The organism is Arthrobacter globiformis (assembly GCF_030817195.1).
Taxonomy (GTDB): domain Bacteria; phylum Actinomycetota; class Actinomycetes; order Actinomycetales; family Micrococcaceae; genus Arthrobacter; species Arthrobacter globiformis_D.
The window spans coordinates 2,590,757-2,616,292 of the sequence record NZ_JAUSYZ010000001.1; the positions used below are offsets into that span (position 1 = coordinate 2,590,757).

Here is a 25,536-nt window from a genome sequence, read left to right on the forward strand (position 1 = left end):
GAACGCACGGAAAACCTTCGGCGGATCCGGAGCCCCCGAGTCGGGCAGACCACATCCCCAAACCGCACCTTTGACCCAGGAGTACCCCTTTGTTCAACGCATCCCTTACCCAGAAGTCCCGCCCTTCCGCCCGCAAGCTGGCCACGATTGCCGCGCTCGGGTTGGGCATGGTCGCGGCACCGTTCGCTCTGGCCGCCCCGGCGCAGGCGGCCGGCACCAGTTATGCCTGCTCGGTCACCCCGCTGAAGCCGGTGTTCGCCGGGTTTAGCTCCTCGGGCGTGAAGCTGCTGGACTACCAGATCCGTGTTTACTGCAACAGTGACCGCTACGTCAACATCACCCAGCAGCGCTGGGAGGAAGACGACTGGCCCAACGGTGATGACCACCTCGGAACGACCTACTTCAGCCGGCACCTGAACCAGTACAGCGGCACGGTGACCATCCATAACGTCCGCACCCTGGTGGACGGCGAGGTCGGCAACGAGGAGGTGTACCAGCAGGTTTCCTACCGGGAAGGCAGCAACGGCGTGTGGTCCCCGTACACCGGCTGGTACTACAGCCCCGTCACCTCAATGTCGAACTGACGTCCATCCTGTAGAGCCGCTGCCACAGCTCCTCAAACGCCCAAGGTCCGGAAACCTCACCCGGGCCTTGGGCCTCTTTAACGTGGGTGCGAAACTTGGCTTCGACAGGACCACCCGTCGGAAGGTTCAACCATTCGACGTCGTAAACACCGTCCAGGAGATCACCGACAAATCATCAAGAACAACCATGGTTTGATCTTCGCGGCCATGGGTTCAGCTACCATGCAGAGAGAAAGCAGAGGATGAAGCCCGCTTCCTGACGCACGCGGAGTTCGGGCTCATCCTCGAGGGCATGGGGCAGAGGTACGAGGCTTTCAATGAGTTCCTGGTCATGACTGGAACTCGCTTCGGCGAGGCAACTGCGGCAACCGTGGCCAACGTCGACCTCATGTCCAAGCCGACATCCGGACCACCGAGGCCTGGAAGCGCGGGAAAGATTCGGAGTGCCATATCGGCGCTACAAAGACTGGGCCGGGAAGAGAACAATCTCGCTCAACCCGCAGTTGGTAAAAATTCTTGTTCCCCTAGTTGCCAGCCGTACGGGGAAAGACATGCTGTTCACAACGCCCGAGGGTAAACGGATCATTCACAAGCTTTACTGGCATCAATACTGGGTTCCTGCTGTAAAAGCGGCGCAAGCCCGGGGGCTAGACAAGCCGCCGTGGATTCTAGATCTGCGCCGTACGCAGGCGTCTGGCGTTGAACTCGGACGCGAGCAGGACATCCTGGCCGACCGGCTGCCGTCTTCGCCGAGGCGTTCGATGAGCCGGAGCCACTGAACTGGATCCCCTCTGCGCGGTCGGTATCGCCGCGGCGGTACATGCCGTCGGCCTCGAGATACTCTACCTGAAGCCGGGCGGCGAAGGCCGGGCCCGTCATGCAGGACTTGCCGCGGCTCAAACGCTAACGCACTCTTCTGGCGAGAGCACCAAAGTAGTCAAAAAAGTGGGTGCGCACATTGTCACACCCGGGCTTCGGACTCGGTTGCATCGGCATCATCGGCCCGGGCCGGACTGGGGATGTTTTGGGGGAGTGGCGGGTTTTCAAGGGTTGGCGCCCGGTTCGAGTCCCACCTCGGGCACATGTTTTCCCTGTTCACGGGCTTTTTGCCCCTGAGTGTGGGCAATTGTGGTGTGAAGGGCCACTTCGGGGGCCTTTTTCATTGGTTGCCGGTGCCTCGTTGCTTGCTTCGCTGATCGACCCTTTGTTGTTCGTTACCTGTTCATCGACGTTCGGCCTGCTCAACATGACTTGGGGAAGATTCAGTGCAAGTTTCTTTACTGCATCGTTGGGTGTTCACCAGGTTCCTCCTGCTCGGCTTTTGTGGCTGTTCACCTTCTTCATGGGGGCCGGTGGAGCGCATTCGCCTGATAACAATCCGGGGCAGATTCCCTTGTGCTCGTCGCTGGTTATTCACCAGGTTCCTCCTGCTCGGCTTTTGGTGTCAGTTCTGCTTTTTCATGGTCGGTGTCGGTGACGGTCGAGAACTGAGCCAACCACGGCCCTGCTCCAGTGGTTCGGCGACGGCAAGCCGGTGACCGGAACCGGTGCACTCCGGACAATGAACATCGAAGCCGCAGCGGCGTGCTTGGGCTCACGGTCCGGGACGGTCCCAAGCTTGCCGGAGCTGCGGACGCCGGAAGCGGCGGTTCCGAAGTACCTGTGCCGACGGTCCGCAGCATGTATGAAGTGCCGCTTCTGGCACAGGTGTGGGAGGCGCGGGCCAGCACTCAACTCGTCAATACGGGCTCAATGAAAGGGGCGGGTCGCTGGCCTCCGCCGTATTGCAGGCCGGCGGCACATTGAACCGGATGGAGGAGCTTGTGTTCTTCGTTGACTGGTTCCTCACAGCCTCCGTGCTCGGCTATGACCCTGAAGAGCCATGGGAAGTTCTCGTTGCCGCGACGGTGGCCTCGATCCTGCTGGCAGCATTAACGGATGGTCCTCCGCGGAGGGACACCTTGCTGGTCGGCTTGACAGAGGCGCCGCCGGGAGAAAGGGCCGCCGTCGATGCCTTGAAGTACCTGCCTCTAAGCCAAATCGAAGGCTTCGCCGAGCAGCGGAATCCTGACGGCGGACACATTTCCGGTCACCGCCCGCATTTGTCCGCTGCGTTGCCAACACCCACGAGGACGGGGCGGCTCTGGAGGATCTGGGTCTGCTGGAATATTCCCGTCCTCGATCTGGATTCCGAGGACGCGTAGTACCTACTAGAAAACCGCGGGACCCGTGAGTAGGTGTATTGCAGAGCCTGGCACCCGATGGTACAACTGAGTCACCGCCGACTACGTTGGCCATGTTATGTCTCTGGAAACCGGGCTCAGGAAAAGTACCCGCGAAAAATACGGAGTCGGCCTGCTCCCTCCGTTATCTCAACTAGCAATAAGTCTTCTCTTAGCGGTCCTCTTTGAGGGGAATCTCAGCAGGGAGATTGGCTGAGGCCATGGATCTGGTCTTCACCATAATGCATCCGCCCCTAGGCCAGGTTCGAGGGGAAGTGCAATGACTCCACGCCAGCTCATTTGTGTGTTGGGGGTAACCGCAGGCGTCCTGGTCCTTGTCTTGGCTTCTGTTGATTGGTCGCCCACGGCACTTCAAGATCCCGCACGAACCATAGGCCTCAATGCCCAAGGCGTGGTCCGATGGGGCGAGAACCCGAACCGGGCACCGTTCTCAGCTCTTGAGTTGACGTTGTTTATAGGCGTGGGGCTTGCTTTTGTGGTGGCCGGAATCACCGCGTGGCGGAGCCGGCCGACGCGGAACCCGGGTGTGCTGTTGTGCGCTGCGGGCTGGCTGTGGCTGGCGGCGGGTATACGTCGCTCCAGTGACCCGCTGGCTTTCACGCTCGGGGTGACACTCACGCTCATGTATCAGCCGCCTTTGCTGCATCTGGCGCTCAGCTTTCCCTTGGGTGTGCTGCGCACCAGAGCCGAGAAAGCTGCGGTCGGTTTCTTCTTCGGTTCCTGGCTGGTGGCCTCCGTTCTGGGCTGGGCGTTCTTTGACCCGCGATTGCACGTTGCGGTGGGGGAGTCTACCTCCCGGAACCTGCTGCTTCTATGGGACAGCGCGGAGATGATGACCACAGTTGGTAATGCGATCCGCACGTTCCAGATCGCGGTGGGAGTTGCGATCGTGGTGGTTCTCGTCGGCCGCTGGCGCAGAGGGACGAAAGCATACAGGTCGTCATTCTTGCCGCTTTGGCTTGCGGTCATCGTAAAGACGGCGGCCACCGTATGGGTGTCGCTGGCTGTGATCCAGCTGTCAGGGTCTTTGTCCATGGAGGCGCTGCTCTGGCAATATCCGGCAACAGCAATTGTGCCGCTCTCAGTTCTGTTCGGGCTCTGGCGCTACCGGTTTGCACGGGGCACGTTGGGCGATCTGATGGTCGAAGTCGGCTCCGCCCCGATGAGTGACAGGCTGGTGGCGGCGCTTCGTCGATCCGTTCATGATCCCACCCTCACACTGCTCCTTTGGTTACCGGACAAGGCCTCTTTTGTCGACACCGCGGGAGTCCCTCAGCCGTTGCCGGACGGTTCAAACGGGCGCGCCTCCATGGTGTTGGAGCGTCATGGGACACCGGTAGGGGCATTGGTTTTTGACGGCGCTCTCCAAGACCAGCCGCAATTGCTTGCCGCTGTGCGTAGCGCAACTTCCCTGGCACTGGAAAACCAGCAGATGGAACAACAGCTCAGGGAGCAGCTCGTTGAGGTCCGCCGGTCCCGGGAGCGGATCGTCACGGCAGGAGACTCTCGGCGTCGTCAGCTCGAACGGGATCTTCATGACGGCGCCCAGCAACGACTGGTCGCCGTGTCAATGGAGCTCGCGCGAGCCAAACGCGCGACAGATCCGCAGGAGTTACGAAGCCTGGTTGAGCAGGCAAGGGTCGAGCTTTCGCACGCTCTTAATGAACTGCGCGAATTGGCCAGGGGTGTGTATCCTCCGTCGTTACGGGAAAGAGGTTTGGCGGGCTCCATCACCGCGCTGGCCGAGCGGTCAGCATTGCCGGTGGAGCTGGATGTCCGCTCATGCAGCGGGCTGCCGGCTCACGTGGAGTTGGCCGCCTACTTCATCTGCGTCGAAGCCGTCACCAATGCCACTAAGTATGCGGAGGCGTCCTCGGTGCGTGTCTGCATCGACGCAAATGAAAGAGAGCTGCGAATGGAGATAGTGGACGACGGCATTGGTGGTGCGCAGCCCGGCCCCGACGGCGGACTGCTGGGGATTGCCGACCGGGCCGCGGCACTCGGCGGAACCTTGTCAGTCGACAGTCCTGATGGTGGTGGTACGACGATACGCGCCATCCTCCCTTTCTCCACAGACCCGGGGCGTGACCTGCCATGACACTGCGTGTTGCCATTGCTGATGACTCGGCTTTGCTGCGCCGAGGACTGTCCGCCTTGCTGCAGTCGGAGGGACTGGAAGTCGTGGGAGAGGCTTCCGATGGAGCTAAATTGTTGGACCTGATTGACACATACGGTGCCGATGTCGCGGTTGTGGACATCCGCATGCCTCCCACGTACACGGTTGAGGGCATCCAGGCCGCTGAGACCATAAAAAGCAGGTACCCCAAGACAGGCGTTCTCCTGCTGTCCCAGTACGTGGAGACGGAAAACGCGATGTCACTCCTGAAGAACGGAGCCAAAGGGCTGGGTTACCTGCTCAAGGAACGCGTGTCTGATGTTGACGAATTCGTTGACGCACTCCGGCGCGTTTCTGCTGGAGGCACGGCCATTGACCCTGATCTTGTGTCACGGCTCGTGACCCGCCCACATGCAGGTCACACTCCAGGGGATGACCTTACGAGCCGGGAGCGGAGCGTCCTTGAACTGATGGCCGAAGGGCGTACCAATCAGGCAATAGGAAAGTCACTTTTCCTGGGGGAGCGGACGGTAGAGGCTCATATCCGAAGTATCTTCCTCAAACTCGACCTGAGGCCCGAACCCGAGGACCACAGGCGCGTGCTTGCCGTTCTCACGTACCTTCGGGGCGGCGGACTTCGCCGGGGGTGACGAATAGTCCGCCGGGGCCGTGGTTCCTGCGTGGGAACGCCGCCATCAGGCATCGAACTCCACTTCCGCTGAAACGTTGTCGGTCGCTTCCCGGGCCATCTCGGCCGCCTTCAGCGGTGCCAGGAGGAGGGACCGCTGGGTTGGGGACAGCGCATGGGGCAGCGCCATTGCCAGATTTGCCAGGTGTAGCGCGGCCACGATGTAATGCGTGCCCGCGGCGCCTCCGAGCGACCGCACCACGCTGGCCTTGATCCGTTCGAGGCTCGGGGAGTTCGCGTGATTGGCCAGAGCCATCCGGGCGAGCATGTGCTGCGGGTGCCTCTGGACGCGCTTGTCCATCTCGGCCAGAGCCTGCAGCTGTCCCGCGGTCCAGTCACCGTCCAAGGGTATAGCGGGATCCTCCGCAGCCGTGCAAAGCGCCAAATGGATCGCGCGGACCGGTGCAGGTGTTGTGGACAACATTGACGTACTCCTTCGGACTGCTGGGGGCCTGGCAATGGAACCTGTCGGTGAATCCTTGCCGTTTGATATGTGGATATTGCCTTCGGGCGGGACGGGTCAGCATCCGTGCCAGTACGCATTTTGGCCGGAAAAAGATTGAACGTCTCGTTCCATCCGCCGCCGGTTTCTCCCGGTATTGCCCGGTGTAGCTAGATGAGGACCAAGAGGATGGCCATCAACCCGTCCATGTGAGCTGATTCCTGCCAACGGCGGTGGCAGTGCTAGCACGGACGCGATGAGGAAATGTACTGCCGGATTCTGGTAGTGCCGGTCGGAGACAAGAACGAATTGCTGCCGCTCCCTCCTGGGGGTCGGGCCTGCACCACGATCCATTCAAATCACTGTTCAGGAGCATTTGTCTTTTCAGAAAGCCTGGCGGGACCCACCGGCGGTTCACGCGGAGGGCAATGATCCGCCGCTCGGTACGCGTTGCAGTCCGCCGGGGCGAGGACTGCGAATTGGACTCTAGACAAGCCCCACTCCACCCGGAGGTCTTCTTCATGTCACCGAACCGCGCCGAGCGTCACTAATGTCCGTGGTCAATACAGCTAGCATGGTGTTACTCAGCTCGACACGAGAAGAGGGGTTAGATGCCCTACCAAATACTGACTCGGGACCAACACTTCCTCAGTGACGGTAAGCCGAAGCGCATTCTTTCACTCGACGGCGGCGGGCTGAGGGGCATCTTGAGCCTCGGCATTTTGGGGAAGATCGAGGGCCTGCTACGCGAACGCCATGGCGGCGGCAACGACTTCCGTCTCTGCCACTACTTTGACTTGATTGCAGGCACATCCACTGGGGCGATCATAGCAGCAGCCCTTGCCCAGGGCTGGACCGTCGGCGAACTCACAGACAAGTACTTCAGTCTCGGGCGCCGAGTGTTTGAACGAGGCCTCATCCGTCAAATTCTTCTGCGGGCTAAGTACGACGAGCAGTCCCTGGTTGCCGAGTTGAAGGATGTCTTCGGCGCGGACACGACTTTGGGCGGTCCCAAGCTGCTGACCGGCCTGCTGATAGTCATCAAACGCTTGGACAGCGGCAGCCCTTGGCCGGTGTCCAACAACCCCCACGGTAGGTACTTTGTGGCTGCCGACAACGGCAGGATGGGAAACGGAGACTATCCCCTCTGGCAGGTTGTCCGGGCTTCCACCGCCGCGCCGTCCTATTTCGAACCGGAAACCATCTCCATCACGGGTGGACGAAATGTGAGCCCCGTGACTGGCAGTTTCATCGATGGTGGGGTCAGTCCTTTCAACAACCCTGCACTTCAGGCGCTAATGTACGCCGTTCTGGAAGGTTACCGAGTGGTCTGGGAGACCGGTTCAGACAAGCTGCTGCTCGTATCGGTTGGTACAGGTGCGGCCGATCCCGCCGTCAGTAAGGCCAAACTGACGGCAAGCCACGCCCTGCGGGCGCTGAAATCTGTGCTGCAGGACTGCGCGGTTCAGCAGGAAACAATGCTCCAGTGGATGTCCGCCAGCCCAACCGCAAGGATCATCGATCGGGAACTGGGCGGGCTGGAGGGCGATCTGCTAAGCGGTGCTCCAGTGATGAGTTATCTGCGTTATAACGTGGACCTGCGGCCGGAGAGTGTCCGGAGGCTGGACGGAACCCTTGCCACGATGGACACCAGCGCTCTTAGCGCCATGGATGCCCCGGGCAATATGGAGGTCCTGCACCGGCTGGGCAGGCTGGCCGCTGCACAGGATGTGCGGGACACTGATTTTGATGCGGTTTTTGACCTGCCACCGGCGTAAACGGAAGGGACGACTCATGAGCGAGCTCCGCCGCTACAGACGCCTACCGGACCAGTACGTCGTCGCAATTCCTTTGCGCCTGGACACAGATGGGTTCAGCTACCGCAAGTGGGGCGGCGAGCAGCATTGCAAGCCTGGTGACTGGCTGGTGGACGACGACGGCGATATCCACACCGTCGACGCGGACGTCTTCGCTGCCACCTACCGCCAGATCCGCCGAGGTGCCTACGTTAAATCCACCCCCGTTTGGGCCGAATTTGCGCGTGAAGCGGGCAGTGTGGCCACCAAGGAAGGCCGCACCAGCTACAACAAGGGCGACGTCGTCGTGTTTAACAACGAAGACGGGACCGACGGTTACGCCATGACCGCCGAAAGATTCAATTCACGGTACGAACCGGACCAATGAGGTTTCACGGCTGGTTAGCCGGTCAGCAGAAGACTAAAGAAAAGCCTCGGGCGTGCCAGCTGCAACTTATTTCCATGCATTCCGGATTGCTGAGCGCTGCAGTGCCCAAGCCGCCAATGCGAGAAATGCCACGGCCTGGAGCCTCAGAAAGGCAACGTCGATGAGCCACTGCTGGGCCGTTGGGTCGTACAGCTGGTCTGCTTCGGCTACAGCGGCTTCTGGAGGCCTGTGGTCGTGACTGTGGCGGCGTACCCAAAGCGCGCAGGCAGCAGCCACGACACTTGTTCCAAGCCGACGCGTCCGGATAGTGCGAACAGCCCACCACGCAGAACAACCTGCGCCACGACCAAGGCGAGGAGTGCTGGCATGGTTTGCACCGTCGACGTGGACTTGGCTGAGCAGATATGCGCTAGGAGACAGGCCGGCTGCCAGCTCCCGCCGGTAGATGGGCGGTTCTGCCTTTGCCGCGCATTTCCCAGATGCCGTGGTCCATACGGTTGAGGTTGTTTTCGACGAACCAAAGCATGTTTGTCTGGAGCGGCCAGGAGAAATGATCCTCATGCACGCCACGCTCGCGGAGTTTCGCTAGGGCCACCATGACTTCACCAACAATGTCGCCTTGGTATTGGTAGACCGCCCGATTGCCGATCCCCACTGGGCCATGGAAGCCATCGGTCATCCTGGCTTCCAAGGCCAACGCACGTAGCGAGCAATAGCGGTAGTCCCACTTTCGTTGGCCACCGAACTGTTCGGTCAGCGATGTGGTGGGGGCAGCCACAATACCCCCGGTCCTCTCGTGCGTCAGCGCGCGCAAGACGAGCAGCGAGCGTTGTACTTCCTCGTCGTAGTTACCTTGCGAGACGTAGTTGCTGGACCATCTTCTCCAGGAGGTGCCGGTCGTCTGCAGCGCGAGTTCGACGTCGGCTACCGCCGGCGGAACCTCGTGGGAGGAGAAGGCATGCAACTGCAGATCAATGGTCTGACCAGCCTACACAGTGAATGTCCCCAGGCGAATAATCGGAGGCGGCGCGGGGGAGAACTTCCGCCCTCAGCATGACGGTCTGGGGCCCGGCGACGGCCAGCAGCACCTCTCCGTCGTCGTCGTATATTCGATGGACCCAGGGCGGAATCTTTCCGTACCCGAACGGCAGTTGCAGTCCTTGGCGCATCAGAACGCAACCCTCAAGCCCTTGAATTCTGCGAACCAAGGTAGTGCCGCTTCCAGCGGGGCCGGGTCGCGGAAGAACCGCACTGACCGTTATTGGTGTTCATCAATGCCGAGCATCCGCATGCCAGGGCATCGTCGGGCAGGGCCAGCGCCGCGGAATCCGCTGGACCCACCAGGAGACACCGAACAAGGAGGCAGCAGCCTCCGCCGCGGCCCGTCCTGAACCGATTGCTCCCAAGGCCAAGAATCGATGACCCCCCGGCCTCAACAGGGGATTGCTTAAGAGATACAAGTCCCCAACCGTGCCAGCACGGAAGCGCGAACCACAACAAGACCACACTATTGATTTACCGGATCAAAGACAGATTCGGCACATAAGGCCCACAACAAAGATCGCCACAAGATGACGGGCGCCGGGTCTGACAAAGTCGAATATCACCTTTCAAGATTGGAAATTCCAGTGTTTCAGAATCGCACTCCTGCAACAGGAATACCTTCCCCTGCCAAGCCTCGCCGACTGATTACCAAAATGGCTGCAGGTGCCTCTCGCTAAGTGTCGGAGCGCTTTCCGCCATGGCGGCCGCCCCTGCCGCGCAAGCGGCGATGTCGGCCACCAACGGCCATTCCGGAGGCCTCATTGTTCCGTTCGTCTCGCTCTGCGCGGCACTTCTTGAAAAGTGAAGCTGGTCCGGACGCAGATGTCCGCCACCCTTCACACACAACCACCTTTTACAAACAAGCTGGCAGGAAGATCCCCAACCCTGGCCAGGCTCATGGCAGGGGAACGAGGAAGAACATGCCGATTATCAAACACCCGCACCTGTTCAACGAGCAGAGCCTGTTCGTCGACCTGGAAGGCGTGCTGGGCTGCCGCCTCTTTCTGAAGATCGAGGGGTTCAATTTCGCCGGCTCAATCAAGCTCAAGCCCGCACGGGAGATGGTTGAGCGCGCCGAGCGGGAGGGGCTGATCGGCCCCGGCTCCATCCTCGTGGAGTCCTCCTCAGGCAACCTCGGCGTCGCGCTCAGCATGATCGCCGCCAGCAAGGGATACCGCTTCGTGTGCGTGATCGATCCGCGCTGCAACCCGGCAACCCGGCAACTCATGGAGTCGCTCGGGGCACAGGTGGACCTGGTCACCGAACCGGATCCCGTCGACGGCTTCCTCGGAGCCCGGCTTAACCACGTGCGGGATCTGTGCGCGTCCGACGAGCGGTACATCTGGCTCAACCAGTACACCAATCCCGGCAACTGGGGAGCGCACTACCGTTGGACTGCACCCGAGATCTCCAATCAGTTCCCCGACCTGGACGTGCTCTTCGTGGGAGCCGGGACAACGGGGACCCTGATGGGTTGCGCGCGGTACTTCCGTGAGCACCGGCCCGATGTCCGGATTGTCGCGGTCGACGCCGCAGGATCGGTCTCTTTCGGCGGCCAGCCGGGCACCCGCCTGATCCCGGGACTGGGCATGAGCGTGCGGCCGCCGCAGCTCGATGAGTCCTTGATCGATGACGTGGTGATGGTCGAAGAACTGGACACGGTGCGCGCCTGCCACCGCCTCGCGGCGGCCGGCTTCATGCTCGGTGGCTCCACCGGGACCGTGGTCCACGGCGCCATGTCCTGGCTCGCGGACCACAATGCCCAGGACCTGACGGCGGTGGCCATTTCCCCGGACATGGGCCGTCCCTACCTGGACACCATCTACAACCCCGACTGGGTGCACGATCATTTCGGGGCCGCAGCGCTGGCAACCGCCGGACTGGCAGAGGCCACGGGCGATTTGACACAGGCCCCGGGCCGACAGTCCGACCGGGTGCTGGAGCCACAGCGCCCGGCACGCGTACCGGTGGCCGCGTACGTGGCCACCGCCGCACTAGGGAATTTCCTGAAGTGAAAATGCGACTCGATAACCTGCAGAGCCCTCCGCATTCCACCTCTACCATCGATCCCCCCATTCCTGAGATAACCGCGCCTCCGGCCGGGGACGGCTCTCCGGCCGCGCCGGCCACGGGTGCGGACATTGTCCTGGAACGCCGGCTGGCGGAACTGCTCGCATCTGTGGTGAAGAAGGACGACGTTCCCGTGGACGCCAACTTCTTCTACGAATTAGGTGCCGACTCGCTGGTGATGGCGCAGTTCTGCGCCCGGGTGCGCAAGCAGCCGGACCTGCCCGCGGTGTCGATCAAGGACATCTACCAGAACCCCACGATCTCGGCGCTGGCCGCGGCCCTGGCACCGGCGGAAGAGGCGACGGCGACGGTGCAGGTGCAGGACCGGCTGGCCGAGGTGCTCGCCGGCGTGCTCGGTATTGAGCACGTGCCGGTGGACGCCGATTTCTTCCAGGACCTGGGCGCGGACTCGCTGGTCATGGCGAAGTTCTGCGCCCGGATGCGTAAGCAGCCGGACCTGCCAGCGGTGTCGATCAAGGACGTCTACCAGAACCCAACCATCTCGGCGCTGGCCGCGGCCCTGGCACCGGCGGAACAGGCGACGGCGCAGGTGCAGGTGCAGGACCGGCTGGCCGAGGTGCTCGCCGGCGTACTCGGCATCCAGCAGGTCCCGGTAGACGCCGATTTCTTCCAGGACCTGGGCGCGGACTCGCTGGTCATGGCGAAGTTCTGCGCCCGCTTGCGTAAGCAGCCGGACCTGCCGGCGGTGTCGATGAAGGACGTTTACGGTAACCCGAGCGTCTCGGCCCTCGCCGCGGCCCTGCAGGTCCCCTCCCAGCACTACCGGCATCAGGAGCCCTCGCCGGTCGCGGCTTCAGTGCCGGAGGCTCCGGCGCCCATGGACGCCCGGACTTGGGAGTACGTCGCCTGTGGCGCCCTGCAGGTGCTCGTCTACCTCGGCTACTGCCTCCTCGCTGGCTGGCTCGCGGTCGTGGGGTACCAGTGGATATTCCCGGAAGCGGGGCCGGGTAACCACAATTGGTTGGGCCACGGCACGAGCCTGTTGGAGATCTACCTGCGGTCGATCGCCTTCGCCGGGGCGACGTTCGTGCTGCTGAGTATCCTGCCGGTGGCCGCAAAGTGGATTATCATCGGGCGCTTCCGCCCACAGGAGATCCGCATTTGGAGCCTTGCCTATTTCAGGTTCTGGCTGGTCAAGACCCTGATGCGAACCTCCCCGCTGGTGTTGCTGAACGGCTCCCCGCTGACAACCTTCTACCTGAGGGCCATGGGTGCCAAGGTGGGCCGCAACGTCACGATCATGACCAAGCGCCTGCCGGTCTGCACCGACCTGCTCACGATCGGGGAGGGGACGGTGATCCGCAAGGACGTCGTCGCAAGCGGCTACCGGGCCCACGGCGGCGTCATCCAGTTCGGTGCGGTGACGCTGGGCCGTGACGTGCTCATCGGCGAGGGCAGCATCCTGGACATTAACACGGCCATGGGAGACGGCTCGCAGTTGGGCCACCGGTCCAGCCTGTACTCTGGCCAGTCGGTGCCCGTGGACGAGCGCTGGCACGGTACGCCGGGCAGGCGCACGGATGTGGACTTCCGCACGTTTGACGCCACGCCCTACCGGCCCTGGCGCCGGGGATGGTTCGCCTTCACCCAGTTCTTGACTGCGCTCGGCTTGGGCCGAGCCATGCTGACCATAGCCATCGCCCTGGTCGTCCTGGCGTTTCCGCGGGTGGCGGCGCTTCTGGAGCCGCAGCCGTTGGCGTTCACTGACTGGTCCTTCTACGCCCACGCCGTTGGCCTCGCCGGCCTGACCGTCTTCGGTGGAACGGTTATGGCCTTGGTCCTCGTAACGACCGTGCCGCGGCTGCTCAACCTCGCTCTGAAGCCCGACACGGTGTATCCGCTGTTCGGACTGCGTGACGCGGCGGCGCGGGCGCTGGCGAGGTTGACCAACAATTCCATGCTTGCAGGGTTGTTCGGCGACAGCTCGTACATCGTGAACTACCTGGGGGCCATCGGGTACGACCTGGGGCAAGTCCAGCAGACCGGCTCGAACATGGGCACAGTGTTCAAGCACGACAACCCTTTCCTTTCGTCGATCGGCACCGGCACGATGATCGCCGACGCGGTGTCGTTCATGAACACCGACCACTCGGCGACGTCATTCAAGGTCAGTCGGGCGACGATCGGCGCCCACAACTTCCTTGGCAACGGCGTTTTCTACCCGGCCGGTGCCAGGACCGGGGACAACTGCCTGCTCGCGACGATGGTGGCGGTCCCCATCGACGGACCGGTGCGGCATGACGTGGGCCTGCTCGGGTCACCGCCGTTCGAAATCCCCCGCTCGGTCCTGCGGGACGCCCTGCCCGAGGAACATGCGACCCGTGCGGGCTTCCGCCGTGACCTCTCGGCCAAGAACAGGCACAACCTGCGCACGATGGCCCTCCTCATGCTGGTGCGGTGGCTCAACGTCTCGCTGGCCATGATCGTCATGTTCGCTGCCGTCGAGCTGTCCGACCAATTCGGTTTCCTTGCCTTGAGCGCGGCCTTCGTCGTCGAGATGCTCGTGGTTGGCTTGCTTATCCCCAGCGGCATCGAGCACATCGTGACGCGGTCCCGGGGACTTCAGCCCCAGCTCTGCTCCATCTACAACCCCTACTTTTGGTGGCACGAGCGGTACTGGAAGCTGCAGCTCCAGAGCCGGTACCTGACCATCCTCGACGGGACGCCGTTCAAGCCGCTGGTCTGGCGTCTGCTCGGCGTGCGGATCGGGTCCCGGGTCTTCGACGACGGCTGCGCGTTCCCAGAGCGGAGCCTGGTGACGATCGGCTCCCGCTGCACACTGAACGCCGGCTCCGCTGTCCAGTGCCATTCCCAGGAGGACGGAATGTTCAAGACCGACCACAGCATCCTTGGGGACGGCGTCACGCTCGGCGTCGGCTGCCTTGTCCACTACGGCGTGACCGTCGAAGACGGTGCCGTCGTCGCCGCCGACTCCTTCGTGATGAAGGGGACGACCCTCCCCCGGGGAAGCGTGTGGGGTGGCAACCCGGCCGAAGAGGCCCGATCCGCCGCCACGTCCCCCCTCGCGCTGGAAAGGCCCGTGTCATGACCATCATCTCTGCGTTGACCTGCCGGGCCGCCGCCTCGTCCGCCCTCGCGCTGGAAAGGCCCGTATCATGACCACCACCTCTGCGCTGACCTGCCGCACCGCCGCCGACCGCTCGTCGGGCCCGGGCAACGGCCGGACCGCCCCCGCGGGTGCAGCGCCGACGGTGATTCCCAGGTGGACGCAGGAGCGCCAGCCGGGTCAGGGGCGGATCGAAGTGGCTGTGCCTGAGGACCTGCGCCAGGCCGTGCTGATACTGTCCCGCATGTTGGACGCGACCCCTGCATCGATCTGGATGGCAGCTCATGCAAGGGTGCTCCAGGCGTTGTCCGGCGAAACAGAGGTCACGACCGGCTGCCAGGACGCGTCGGGGACCTGGCCCTGCGAACTCAATCTGGGACAAGGCTCATGGCATGCGCTGGTCTCCTCGGCGCGCATCCGGCAGGTCCAGGCCCACGCCGAGCGAGCCGGGGGGCCGCAGGCTTCCGGGACGTACGAGGTGGTACTCAGCACAGACCATGACGAGGATTCCGAGCTCGCGGAAGGCCTCGTCCTGGGAGTGTCCCTCCGTGGCGCCGCAGGTGGCGAAGCGTTGAGCCTGCGCTACCGCCGCGACGTCCTCGACGAGGACGCAGCCCTCCGGATCGCCGGCTATCACCTGAGCGCAGTCCGCCATCTGGTCGCCGACCCCGAGTCGGACCCCGACGACGTTGATCTCGTCGGTCCCGAGGAGCGGCGCCTGCAACTGGAACAGCTGGCCGGACCCGAGCGGCCCCGGCCCCAGCGGCGCTTCCACGAGCTGTTCGAGGAGTGCGTCCGGCAGCATCCCGAGCGCATCGCGGCGGTCCAGGACGCGCGGGAGTGGACGTACTCGGAGCTGAACGCCCGCGCCAACCGGGTCGCCCGTGCCCTGCTCGCGCGCGGGCTGCGCGCGGAGGACATCGTGGCGGTCGTCGCCGAACGGGATCTGGAGTGGATGGCCGCTGTGATCGGGATCCTCAAAGCCGGAGGCGCATACCTGCCGATCGAGCCGCACTTCCCGGCCGACCGAATCGCCAGAACGCTCACGCGGGCCGGGGCCCGGGTAGTGCTCACCGAAGGCGGCAGCACCACCACGCTCGATGAGGCACTGGAAGGAATGCCTGCAGTGATGAAGCTTCTGTTCGAGGACATCGAGGCCGAGGGGCACCCCGCCGACGACCTCGGCATGGAGATTCGTCCCGATCAGCTGGCTTACGTCTATTTCACCTCCGGGTCCACTGGCGAGCCGAAAGGTGCGATGTGCGAGCACGACGGGATGGTGAACCACCTGTACGCCAAGATCGAGGACCTGGGGATCCGCCCTGGGGACGTCGTCGCCCAGACCGCCCCCCAATGCTTCGACATCTCGCTGTGGCAACTGGTCTCGGCGCTGCTCGTCGGCGGCCGCACACTCATCGTCGGGCAGGACCGCATCCTCGACGTCGAGCGGTTCATCGACACGGTGGAACGGGGCGCGGTGGCGGTCTTCCAAGTCGTCCCGTCGTATCTGGACGCCGTGGTGGCGTACCTGGGCGGCAAGCCTCGCGCCTTGCCGCATCTTCGCTGCGTCTCGGCGACAGGGGAGGCTTTAAAACGTGAGCTGGTCCGCCGCTGGTTCGACGTGATGCCGAACGTCAAGCTGGTCAACGCCTACGGGCTGACGGAGACCTCCGACGACACGAACCACGAAGTGATGAGTGCAGCGCCCGCGGGCGGCTCCGTGCCACTGGGCCCGCCAATCCCGAACGTCCGGATCCACATCCTCGACGAGCGGCAGCGGCTTGTGCCGCTTGGAGCGCCGGGTGAGATCGCCTTCTCCGGGGTGTGCGTGGGCCGCGGCTACATCAACGACCCGGAGCGTACTGCGCAGGCCTACTCCACCGATCCCTATGTGGACGGCGCGCGGCTCTACCGGGCTGGGGACTACGGCCGCTGGTCCCCGGACGGCAAGCTGGAGTACCTGGGCAGGCGGGACAACCAAGTCAAAATCTCCGGGTTCCGCATCGAGATCGGTGACATCGAGAACGCGCTGCTGCGGGTTCCCGGCGTCCGCGACGGCGCCGTCGTCGTAGGCGAGGGCGCCGGGCAGTCCAAGTTCCTCGTTGCGTTCTACTCCGGCAATCTGCCGCTCGAGGTTGACGAAATCCGCAGCGAGATGGCCGCGCGCGTACCGGGCTACATGGTTCCGTCGGCGTACAGGTGGCAGGAGAGCCTGCCCCTGACCGGCAACGGAAAGATCGACCGGAAGGCTTTGACCCGCATGGCGCTGGAGGTCGTCCCCGAGGCCGGCATCGCCGGGGAAGCCCTCTCGGCGACGGAGCAGCGGCTCGCCGAGGCATGGGCGACGGTGCTCGGCCTGCCGGTGGGCCGGATCGGTGGGCAGGACTCGTTCTTTGCGCTGGGCGGGACTTCGCTGTCCGCGGTGAAGCTCGCCGTCCTGCTCAAGCGCGCAGTGTCGATCAAGGACATCATGCAGACGCCCATCCTGGCGGACCTGGCGACCCTGCTTGAGGCCTCGTCCCTGGCGGACGCTGCCGTTCCGCCCGCCCCACGCGCGGCGGGATCCGCGGCGGAGCCCGACTCGATGGCCCCGGTGGGAGGACCGGTTGGCCACTCCCACCAGCTACCCATGAAACGAAAGGACCTCTGATGTCGTCTCCTACACCCAGGATCCAGTTCGACGTGGAACTCCAAGCCGGTCAGGCGCCGATGCTCACCGTCGAGGATGGCCACGACCCCGTGCGGTGGGCCGAACAGAACCGTGAGGCGCTGCGTGCGGCCGTGGATGAGCACGGCGCCGTCCTGGTCCGCGGTCTGGGCCTCCGAGATCCAGCCGAAGTGGCCGATGCCTTCCAACGGCTGGTTTCTGGTGGCCTCATGCCGGACCGGGAGGCGTTCGCCACCAGGCAGCCCTACTTCGACGGCGTGTACTCATCCCTCACTTGGCCCGCGAACCAGCCAATGTGCATGCACCATGAGCTCAGCTACGCGCTCGAGTTCCCCGGACTGATGCTCTTCGCCTGTCTCCAGGCACCCAGCGTCGGTGGGGTGACCGGCGTGGCGGACGCCCGTGCGGTGCTCGATGCCATACCCGCGGACATCGTCCGGCGTTTCGAAAACGAGGGGTGGCTGCTCGCCCGCAGCTACAACGAGGACATCGGCGCCTCCTATGAGGAGGCGTTCGGGGTCTCCGACCGCGCCGACGTCGAGAACTACTGCCGGGCGCACGAGATCGAGTTCGAGTGGCAGCCCGACGGGGAGCTGCGCACCCGGCAACGGCGCCCCGCCGTGGTCCGGCATCCGGTGACCGGCCAGCGCTGCTGGTTCAACCAGGTGGCGTTCCTGAGCGAATGGACGATTGCGCCCGAGGTGCGGGAGTACCTTGTGGACGTCTACGGTCCCGACGGGCTGCCCTTCAACACCCGCTTCGGCAACGGCGAGCCGATCGGCGAGGAAATCATTGCCCTCCTGAACGAGGTCTACGAGGCCCACACCCTTCGAACCCCCTGGGAGGCAGGGGACCTCATGCTGGTCGACAACATCCGCATGGCGCACAGCCGCGAGGCCTACGAGGGACCTCGGGAAATTCTTGTCGGCATGGCGGAGCCGCGCAACATTTTCGATCTCGATACGCACACCCAGGACGGTTCAAGATGACAGATCTAGCCACTTCCCCAGTCGCAGCGGCCGGAGAGCCGAAGACAGTTCCGCCCTTCGCGGTCATTCCAGGGGCCCAGGTGCAGCAGGTGCTCCAGGGACGGGAAAAGCAGGTCATCGAGCTGGTCGAGCAGACCTACCGCGTGCATGCAGCCGGAGATTCGGTGAACCCCCCGTCTTACTTCCTGCGCTTCCCGGACCGGCCCACCTCGCGCATCATCGCACTGCCGGCCTCGATCGGCGGACAGGTGGCGGTTGACGGCATCAAGTGGGTCTCCAGCTTCCCGAACAACGTGTCGTCGGGGCTTCCGCGCGCATCAGCGGTGTTGATCCTCAACAACCGGGTGACGGGCTACCCCTTCGCCTGCATGGAGGGCTCCATTATCAGCGCCTCCAGGACGGCTGCATCGGCCGCCGCGGCAGCCGACTGGCTCAGCCGGGGCCGCGGGCGTCCAAGAAGGATCGGGTTCTTCGGCGTTGGCCTCATTGCCCGTTACATCCACACCTTCCTGAAGGCCACCGACTGGTCCTTCGACGAAATCGGGGTGTTCGACCTCTCGGACGAGAGTGCGGAGGGTTTCAAGGGCTACCTTGAACGCAGCGACACCGGAGCCCGGGTGACCGTGCACGACGGCCCCGAGCAGCTGATCAAAAGCAGCGACCTCGTCGTGTTCGCCACGGTGGCGGGCCAGCCGCACGTGCACGATACGACGTGGTTCGACCACAACCCGCTGGTGCTGCACGTGTCCCTGCGCGACCTGGCCCCTGAGATCCTGCTGGCCTCGACCAACATCCTCGACGACATCGACCACTGCCTGAAAGCCGGGACGTCGCCCCACCTCGCGGAGCAGATGATCGGCAACAGGGACTTCGTGGACGGCACCATGGCCGACGTCATGGAAGGCAAGGTCTCGCTGGCGGATGACCGCCCCATCGTGTTCTCCCCGTTCGGCCTGGGCGTGCTCGACCTGGCAGTGGGCAAGTACATCTACGACGAACTTGCCCGCAGCGGCCAACTCCGGGTGGTCGAGGATTTCTTTTCGGAGTTGCGTCGGTACGGCTAACCCTGCGGCGCAAACCGCATTCATCGATTCGCACTCAATGAGGAGTGACACAATGCTCTCCCTACCGCAGATGCTGGGAAATGTCTCCAAAGCGCACGTCCAGTCCGCTGAGGACTGGGCACGGTCGGTCACCGACGTCCTCAGGGACGCCGCGATCTACCACCAGGCCGGAAACGGCTTCTACCGCGCCCAGTGTGACGCGTTGGGAGTCGATCCCGCCGCGATCAACGACATCAACGACCTGCAATCCCTGCCACTGTTGCCAGTCGGCATGTTCAAGCGTCCCGACGCCCAGGTGCTGCTCACCTGCTCCCTGGCCGACGTCGAGACCGAAACCCGCTCCAGCGGAACCCGCGGTGCCCAGTCCGTCGCCCCCCGCAACAGCGAGACATTGACCCTGGCGCTGATCGGCCTGATCAGGACCTACCGGGAGTTCTTCAACCTGTCCGGGGGCGCGGGACTTTTCCTGAACCCCTCGGACCCCGAAGCCTCGGAAATGGGACTGCTCAAGGACCTGAACATCCTAAACAGCGTCTTCGACCACCACGCATACCTCGTTGCCGACGAGGCGTTCGACACCAGGGAAGCCCTGGAACAGCTGCGCCGGTGGAAAGGCCATATGACACGCCACATCATCAGTCCGCCGTTCCTCATCGGCCGACTCCTCCGGTTCCTTGAACGCGAAAATATCAAGGTGCCCCTGGACCCCTACAGCATGATCATCACTCTGGGCGGCTGGAAGCGGCACACGGCCGAGGCCATCCCCGACGAAGACTTCCGGGAGCGGTGCCACGACCTGCTCGGCGTGCGCACGGTGAACGTGCGCGACATGTACGGGATGATCGAGTCGAACATGCTCGCTGTCGAATGCCACCTGCACCGCAAGCACGTTCCCCCGTGGTGCTACATCTCCATCCGGGACCCTGGCCAGAGCGGCAAGGAGCTCGCCCCGGGGGAGACCGGCGCCATCGCCGTACTGGACGCCCTCAGCACCAGCTACCCCGGTTTCCTCCTCACCGACGACATGGGCGACATCGAGACCGGCACCTGCGGGTGCGGCAGAACCGGCCAGGTCATCAACTTCCGCCGCCGGGGGCAGGGCGGTCTTGGCCACTGCCCCGTCAGCATCGAGCGCTACCTCGGTTCGGGCACCACCGCCGGGGCCGAGGTGGCGGCACCGCAGGGCCCTGTCATGGTGATGGAAGGGACAGGCCCATGGAAGCGCCGTCATCCATGGCCGGAACCCGCCCGTTCCTGAGTACAGCCACCGCCCAGCAGGAACCGGTACCGACGATGGTCAGTCAGATGCATGAAGTAACGACGGGCAGCAGCACGCCGCCCGCAGTGCAGACGCATCCGGCCGCTAATATGCGGGCCGGCGTCACAGTCTATTTTCTCGGCGGCGAGCAGAACCTGCTCTACGTTGAAATCAACGGGCAGTGGGTGGAATACATCAAATCCGCCCCGCCGTCTGAGGATCAAAAGCCGGTAGCTCAAGCGCCCCCGACCCAACCAAATCCTCACACAAATACAAGCCAAAATGCCCGGCCGGGCCCTGACGCATGGCCTGACCCTGTTCACTGGGCAGGCTACACCTGCCACAGCCCGTACGAAATTACCCCGGAACGGAAGCGGCGGGCCTACCACGACCCCGCCGCCCGGCCGGACCTGTTCCCCGCTTTCGACGGGCAACCGCCCACCCAGCCCCTGCCGGTCTTGGAGCTGACCGGCGACCCGCAGGACCCAGCACCCTGGCTCGATCCCGACACAGGAGAGCGGTTCTCCTCCGACCGGGCAAGCCTGACCCTAAGACTCTTAAGGTACTCCCCCCGAAAACCGTCTACCACAACCGCTGTTCGGCAAAACACCGCCCCCTCACACGGAGGTTCCTGGCGAAATAGCCTGATAAGAGCGCCGTCCCGACAGCATCGCCCCCTATCAGGGACGGCATAATAGGGCTGACACGCATCTGGAGTTGAAAACGATATTCGGAATTGTGGATGTGACTGGGGAAACGGAATCAGCGGGGGGTGGGGAGGGGGTACGGGCTTCGTATGTCGGCTCCTTCTCTGCAGAGTCTGTGGGCCTCCGCACCGTGATCGTGAGGCCGATGGGCCCTGATTCCCTCGACTTGTTCCTTGTCGAACGCGACGTGAGCAGTAAGTGGCGGGGCCGACTCTTCCGCCCCACCTGGGACGCTGCCCACTGCTGAAGTGGGAGCCACCCTGCGAGCCTTAAACAACTTCAACCGATTGTTCGGCTAGACGGCGCACCTCGGTTGTAGTCGGCGGTAACCACCTGCGTAAGACCGTCTAGCCGAATACCCCCGCCATAGGGCAAGATCCACTGAGGACGAGTGTGCCCGAAAGGGACCCCGAGGCAGACGACGGCATCATCGTTGTAGCGCGCAATCTCACCAATTACTGCCTCGTAATGACTCGTCCGGAGCTGTTCGCGATCGTGCGGAGGCGGCACAACCCCATGGTTGCTCACTGGAGGTCGCGCGACTATGACTCCGTCAACAGCAGCGAGGACACCCCTTTCCCCGAGACCTCGTACCCACCTCCTGATCTGCACTGCCGGGGGAATCTCTTCGCTTTGCTTCGAGAAGGAGGATTTTGCCCTGAAGGCGCTCGAGCGGCGGCAGCCGGTTCGCAAGCGCAAGCTGGTCTATGATCTCGAAGCACCCGCCCCAAGTGCCGCCTTCTGCTATACGCCTTGGTCCCGCCCACAGCCAAGGCTCACTGCGCTCACGCGAACCGAAATCCGTCAGAGCGCTGGGCGAACGCCAGTCCGGTCCAAAATCTTCTGACTCACCTGGGTCGAAAATATTCAGACGGGTATCTTCGAAGAGGGCAGCGCGTAGTGAGGTCAGGTGAACCTCGTCCATATGGGGGCCCGGCCCGATGTGCACTTGAGTTGACCCGCCGTAATATCCTGGGATGCTCAGAGACCATAACCAGTTGAGAATATTGGTGTTGTCGCTATAGCCGAAGAATGGCTTCGGGTCCGAGAGGGCGAGTTCAGCATTGAGGTGAGCCACGACAGTAATCTGGTCGTCGCCGCCCACGGTTGTGAAGATGGCTCGGATGCTGGGGTCAGCGAACGCAGCGTTTACGTCGGCGGCGCGTTCTTCAGCCGAAGCTCCCAGGGTGCGGGTCGTCGCATACTCCACGGGCACGAGTCCCGTCACGGAGAAGAGCCGCTGCATGGCCCGCTCGTGAATCGCCGGCGCGAACCCGGGCGCTGCAAATGACGGGGACAGAACAGCCACTCGATCACCCGGCGCAAGCTTAGGAAGGGGCACGAAGGCCGCGGACTGTGGCACTCACCGATTCAACCACCTCCAGGCCCGCTGAGGCAGCCACTGCCATCCGGAAGATACCGGCGGAGTTTGCCACGCCGGAGAGAAAGTGAGCCGCTCTTCTTGCCCAGACAGGCTGGCAGCAGACGGTTCGTCAGGCCGTGGTCAGGGGATTACTGGCCCGGCCGGATACAGCAGATGCGGGTCTGCCGCATTACACCCGATTACGGTGTCGTGAAGTTTGCCCGGTGTGGGACCGATCAGTGTGTACTGCAGATTCACGGTCGCGAGTTCGGGCATGATCAATCCATCCACGTGACATACGCCGCTACCGTTCGCTGGCACGCCTAAACTGGGCGGAGTCAAACTTGAGGCACCCATGCGCCGTCACCAAGCTTTTGAACGCGGGGCTGGCATCACCTCGTGCACAGGCGTAGCGTCGTTTTGACAATCAAGGCAGCGATCGCCTGGTTCGACCGAACACAAGGGCATCGTCTGCTGAGCCCGTTGCAGTCAATCCTTGGAGGAGCCGATGGCTGGATGGAATGCTGACACTGCTGCCGGGCCCCTCGGTTCCGCAACGATCACCTTGATAGAGGGGGCCTCCTTTTGCATCTCATCGGATAGCGGAGATCTCCAGCCTGAGTCCCCGCACGGGGTTTTCGTCGAAGATACACGTATCCTATCCCGCTGGAATCTGACGGTTAACGGCCAGCCGCTGGAGCCCTTGGCCGCCAAGACCAAGGAGCCTTACCGTGGTTTTTTCGTCGGCCGGGTACATCGCTCGGATGGATACGCAGACAGCCCGCTGATCGTTGAACGACTCCGTGAGGTAGGTGCCGGAATCCTCGAGCAGATCACTGTCAGAAACTACTTAGCAACCCCTGCCGAGTGCATTGTTTCCTTTAAAGCTGAAGCGGACTTCGCGGACCTCTTCGAGGTGAAAGAAGCACGCATACAGCGGCGTTGGGATGAAATCCGCCAGATTGATGGCGACGCACTCACTATCCGGGCCGGCTGGCAGGACATCCGGAAGGGTGTGGCCATCCAAGCCCCGGGAGCAGACATTACGCCGGAGGCGCTCACGTACCGCGTGACCGTCCCGCCGCACGGCCATTGGACGGCGGTCCTGACCGTGATACCCAGCATCGAGGGGGCCGATTGCGCGACTGCATTTGTCCACCGAGACGGGGACGGCTTGTCGCCCAGGGACCGGCGCCGGCAGGCGTGGGTGTCCAGTATCCCGGTCGTGCAGATGGGTAACCGCTCCATTGAGCGGACGCTGCGGCGCAGCTACGACGATTTGGGTGCGCTTCGCATCGAGGATCCTGACCACCCGGAACGGGTCGTGGTTGCTGCCGGCGCACCATGGTTCATGGCGCTGTTCGGGAGGGACTCGTTATGGGCTTCGATCATGGCGCTGCCTGTCGACCCATCCCTGGCTGTCGGTACTATCCAGACGCTGGCTGACCGCCAGGGCAGCGTCGTGGATGAGATGAGCGAGGAGGAGCCGGGCAAGATCCTGCACGAAGTTCGGTTCGACGTGTCCAGCAGGTTGTCCTTGGGCGGCAAGTCCTCGTACTACGGGAGCGTCGACGCCACACCGTTGTTCGTGGCTTTGCTCGGGGAAGTCAGTCGCTGGGGATTCGCCGCGGATACCATTGCGTCACTAATGCCCAACGTGGACCGGGCCATGGACTGGATCCAGGACTACGGGGACAAGGATGGGGACGGTTTCGTGGAGTACGAGCGTCTCAACGACCGCGGGCTGATCAACCAGGGATGGAAGGACTCCTGGGACGGCATCAACTTTGCTGACGGCAGGCTGGCCGAGCCTCCGATCGCGCTGTGCGAGGTGCAGGCCTATGTCTATAGCGCGTACCTGGCGCGCTCCTGGATAGCCTATGATGCCGGTGACGCCGACTTGGCCGTGAAGTACCGAGACCGCGCTGCACGGCTGAAGAGTCAGTTCAATGAACAGTTTTGGCTGCCTGAGCACGGCTACTATGCCGTTGCCCTGGACGCCAGAAAGAGACCGGTTGATGCCTGTGCTTCCAACATGGGTCATGGTCTGCTGTTCGGACTCATCGATGAGGACAAGGCCCCGCTCGTAGTGGAACGCCTGATGTCCCCTGAGATGTTCAGCGGATGGGGTGTCCGCACTCTGGCCAGCGACATGGGCGCCTACAACCCCGCCAGCTATCACAACGGGTCGGTGTGGCCGCATGACAATGCGATCATCGCGGCCGGTCTGCTTCGCTACGGCTTCGTAGCCGAGGCACAGCGGATCGCAACTGCCCTGCTTGAGGCGGCCGAATATTCGGATGGGCGACTGCCCGAACTGTTCTGCGGCTTTAGCCGGGAGCACTACGACGAACCCGTGCCGTACCCCACAGCCTGCTCGCCCCAGGCCTGGGCTGCCACCACCCCCATTATGCTTGTCAAGAGCCTGATGGGTTACTACCCAGATGTCGCCCTCGGCGGCCTATGGATGGATCCCGTCCTCCCGGAATCCTACGGCGGTGTGCACATCACCAACGCTCCTATGGCAGGCGGCCGTATCACCATAGACATCGCCGGATGCTCTGCGTCTGTCCGGGGGCTACCCGAAGGTATGGTGCTCCGGCAGGGTTCGCGCCCTTGGGCGCGGGACCTCGTGGAACGTGCTACAAGGCGCGGAAAGGCGTAGCAGGATCGATGCGGGGTGATTTCTCGTGAATCCGAAATTCACTGCGCCTTGTTTCGGCACGGCCACCCGGTCGCGTTGAAGTCCGGAGACATCAAGGAGTACTTACCAATTTGGTCTACGGAACGGATTGCGAAACAGCAGTGCAAGCCCGGTGACTGGCTGGTGGACGACGACGGCGACACCAACACCGTCGACGCAGACGTCTTCGCCGCCACCAAGGAAGGCCGCACCAGCTACAACAGGGGCGACGTCGTCGTGTTTAACAACGAAAACGGGACGGACGGCTACGCTATGACCGCCGAAAGATTCAATTCACGCTACGAACCGGACCAATGAGGCAGCGAGGCTGACTAGCGGGTCAGC

The 25,536-nt window shown here is 63.3% G+C and carries 19 protein-coding genes; 15 read left to right on the forward strand and 4 right to left on the reverse strand.

Annotated features, from left to right (window positions below; translation table 11 throughout):
- Positions 1-89: 89 nt before the first annotated feature.
- From QF036_RS11715 to QF036_RS11735, 5 genes are all read left to right on the forward strand, one after another.
- Positions 90-584: a hypothetical protein gene (locus tag QF036_RS11715; protein WP_307101977.1), complete on the forward strand. Its 495-nt coding sequence runs from the start codon at positions 90-92 to the stop codon at positions 582-584.
- A gap of 443 nt (positions 585-1,027) precedes the next feature.
- On the forward strand, positions 1,028-1,363 hold the full coding sequence (locus tag QF036_RS11720) for a hypothetical protein (RefSeq protein WP_307101979.1): 336 nt from the start codon (positions 1,028-1,030) through the stop codon (positions 1,361-1,363).
- 1,032 nt (positions 1,364-2,395) lie between these two features.
- A complete protein-coding gene (locus QF036_RS11725; RefSeq protein ID WP_307101980.1) occupies positions 2,396-2,788 on the forward strand; it encodes a hypothetical protein in 393 nt (130 codons plus the stop codon).
- Between the two features lie 298 nt (positions 2,789-3,086).
- Complete coding sequence (locus QF036_RS11730; protein WP_307101982.1) at positions 3,087-4,925, forward strand: sensor histidine kinase; 1,839 nt, start codon at positions 3,087-3,089, stop codon at positions 4,923-4,925.
- Positions 4,922-5,593 (forward strand): response regulator transcription factor, encoded by a 672-nt coding sequence (locus QF036_RS11735; protein ID WP_307101984.1) that lies wholly within the window; start codon positions 4,922-4,924, stop codon positions 5,591-5,593. The genes QF036_RS11730 and QF036_RS11735 overlap by 4 nt, the downstream gene beginning before the upstream one ends.
- 45 nt (positions 5,594-5,638) lie before the next feature.
- Here the strand turns inward: QF036_RS11735 and QF036_RS11740 are convergent, their stop codons facing one another.
- A complete protein-coding gene (locus QF036_RS11740) occupies positions 5,639-6,055 on the reverse strand; it encodes a hypothetical protein (RefSeq protein WP_307101985.1) in 417 nt (138 codons plus the stop codon).
- Positions 6,056-6,684: 629 nt separating this feature from the next.
- Between QF036_RS11740 and QF036_RS11745 the strand changes: the two genes are divergently transcribed.
- Together QF036_RS11745 and QF036_RS11750 are read left to right on the forward strand one after the other, a co-directional pair.
- A complete protein-coding gene (locus QF036_RS11745) occupies positions 6,685-7,851 on the forward strand; it encodes a patatin-like phospholipase family protein (protein ID WP_307101987.1) in 1,167 nt (388 codons plus the stop codon).
- A gap of 16 nt (positions 7,852-7,867) precedes the next feature.
- Positions 7,868-8,257 carry a hypothetical protein gene (locus QF036_RS11750; protein ID WP_307101990.1) on the forward strand — a complete coding sequence of 130 codons (390 nt, stop codon included), beginning with the start codon at positions 7,868-7,870 and terminating at the stop codon, positions 8,255-8,257.
- A 409-nt stretch (positions 8,258-8,666) separates the two neighbouring features.
- Here the strand turns inward: QF036_RS11750 and QF036_RS11755 are convergent, their stop codons facing one another.
- Positions 8,667-9,221, reverse strand: a complete 555-nt coding sequence (locus QF036_RS11755) for a glycoside hydrolase family 15 protein (RefSeq protein WP_307101992.1) — start codon at positions 9,219-9,221, stop codon at positions 8,667-8,669.
- A 1,000-nt stretch (positions 9,222-10,221) separates the two neighbouring features.
- Here QF036_RS11755 and sbnA point away from each other — a divergent pair.
- The 6 genes from sbnA (at position 10,222) to QF036_RS11785 (ending at position 20,438) form a co-directional block, all read left to right on the forward strand.
- The gene (gene sbnA / locus QF036_RS11760) at positions 10,222-11,316 is read left to right on the forward strand and encodes a 2,3-diaminopropionate biosynthesis protein SbnA (RefSeq protein ID WP_307101994.1); all 1,095 of its coding nucleotides are present in this window, start codon (positions 10,222-10,224) and stop codon (positions 11,314-11,316) included.
- Between the two features lie 2 nt (positions 11,317-11,318).
- On the forward strand, positions 11,319-14,441 hold the full coding sequence (locus QF036_RS11765; RefSeq protein WP_307101997.1) for a Pls/PosA family non-ribosomal peptide synthetase: 3,123 nt from the start codon (positions 11,319-11,321) through the stop codon (positions 14,439-14,441).
- Between the two features lie 67 nt (positions 14,442-14,508).
- Positions 14,509-17,109 carry a non-ribosomal peptide synthetase gene (locus QF036_RS11770; protein ID WP_307101999.1) on the forward strand — a complete coding sequence of 867 codons (2,601 nt, stop codon included), beginning with the start codon at positions 14,509-14,511 and terminating at the stop codon, positions 17,107-17,109.
- A complete protein-coding gene (locus tag QF036_RS11775) occupies positions 17,109-18,116 on the forward strand; it encodes a TauD/TfdA family dioxygenase (protein WP_307102001.1) in 1,008 nt (335 codons plus the stop codon). The genes QF036_RS11770 and QF036_RS11775 overlap by 1 nt, the downstream gene beginning before the upstream one ends.
- Positions 18,113-19,180: a 2,3-diaminopropionate biosynthesis protein SbnB gene (gene sbnB, locus QF036_RS11780; protein ID WP_307102003.1), complete on the forward strand. Its 1,068-nt coding sequence runs from the start codon at positions 18,113-18,115 to the stop codon at positions 19,178-19,180. The genes QF036_RS11775 and sbnB overlap by 4 nt, the downstream gene beginning before the upstream one ends.
- 52 nt (positions 19,181-19,232) lie before the next feature.
- The gene (locus QF036_RS11785) at positions 19,233-20,438 is read left to right on the forward strand and encodes a LuxE/PaaK family acyltransferase (RefSeq protein ID WP_307102004.1); all 1,206 of its coding nucleotides are present in this window, start codon (positions 19,233-19,235) and stop codon (positions 20,436-20,438) included.
- Between the two features lie 986 nt (positions 20,439-21,424).
- Here the strand turns inward: QF036_RS11785 and QF036_RS11790 are convergent.
- Both QF036_RS11790 and QF036_RS11795 read right to left on the reverse strand, forming a co-directional pair.
- Positions 21,425-21,757, reverse strand: coding sequence for a hypothetical protein (locus QF036_RS11790; RefSeq protein ID WP_307102006.1), 333 nt, complete (start codon positions 21,755-21,757; stop codon positions 21,425-21,427).
- Positions 21,699-22,454, reverse strand: coding sequence for an LD-carboxypeptidase (locus QF036_RS11795; RefSeq protein ID WP_307102008.1), 756 nt, complete (start codon positions 22,452-22,454; stop codon positions 21,699-21,701). Before QF036_RS11795 ends, QF036_RS11790 begins: the two co-directional genes overlap by 59 nt.
- Positions 22,455-23,016: 562 nt before the next feature.
- Between QF036_RS11795 and QF036_RS11800 the strand changes: the two genes are divergently transcribed.
- Together QF036_RS11800 and QF036_RS11805 are read left to right on the forward strand one after the other, a co-directional pair.
- The gene (locus tag QF036_RS11800; RefSeq protein WP_307105897.1) at positions 23,017-25,173 is read left to right on the forward strand and encodes an amylo-alpha-1,6-glucosidase; all 2,157 of its coding nucleotides are present in this window, start codon (positions 23,017-23,019) and stop codon (positions 25,171-25,173) included.
- A gap of 15 nt (positions 25,174-25,188) precedes the next feature.
- Complete coding sequence (locus QF036_RS11805) at positions 25,189-25,509, forward strand: hypothetical protein (RefSeq protein WP_307102012.1); 321 nt, start codon at positions 25,189-25,191, stop codon at positions 25,507-25,509.
- The last annotated feature ends 27 nt before the right edge of the window (positions 25,510-25,536 follow it).

Coding starts and splice junctions, on each gene's coding strand:
- QF036_RS11725 (WP_307101980.1), top strand. CDS start 2,396: ATGGAGGAGCTTGTGTTCTTCGTTGACTGGTTCCTCACAGCCTCCGTG.
- QF036_RS11730 (WP_307101982.1), top strand. CDS start 3,087: ATGACTCCACGCCAGCTCATTTGTGTGTTGGGGGTAACCGCAGGCGTC.
- QF036_RS11735 (WP_307101984.1), top strand. CDS start 4,922: ATGACACTGCGTGTTGCCATTGCTGATGACTCGGCTTTGCTGCGCCGA.
- QF036_RS11740 (WP_307101985.1), bottom strand. CDS start 6,055: ATGTTGTCCACAACACCTGCACCGGTCCGCGCGATCCATTTGGCGCTT.
- QF036_RS11745 (WP_307101987.1), top strand. CDS start 6,685: ATGCCCTACCAAATACTGACTCGGGACCAACACTTCCTCAGTGACGGT.
- QF036_RS11750 (WP_307101990.1), top strand. CDS start 7,868: ATGAGCGAGCTCCGCCGCTACAGACGCCTACCGGACCAGTACGTCGTC.
- sbnA (WP_307101994.1), top strand. CDS start 10,222: ATGCCGATTATCAAACACCCGCACCTGTTCAACGAGCAGAGCCTGTTC.
- QF036_RS11765 (WP_307101997.1), top strand. CDS start 11,319: ATGCGACTCGATAACCTGCAGAGCCCTCCGCATTCCACCTCTACCATC.
- QF036_RS11770 (WP_307101999.1), top strand. CDS start 14,509: ATGACCACCACCTCTGCGCTGACCTGCCGCACCGCCGCCGACCGCTCG.
- QF036_RS11775 (WP_307102001.1), top strand. CDS start 17,109: ATGTCGTCTCCTACACCCAGGATCCAGTTCGACGTGGAACTCCAAGCC.
- sbnB (WP_307102003.1), top strand. CDS start 18,113: ATGACAGATCTAGCCACTTCCCCAGTCGCAGCGGCCGGAGAGCCGAAG.
- QF036_RS11785 (WP_307102004.1), top strand. CDS start 19,233: ATGCTCTCCCTACCGCAGATGCTGGGAAATGTCTCCAAAGCGCACGTC.
- QF036_RS11800 (WP_307105897.1), top strand. CDS start 23,017: ATGGCTGGATGGAATGCTGACACTGCTGCCGGGCCCCTCGGTTCCGCA.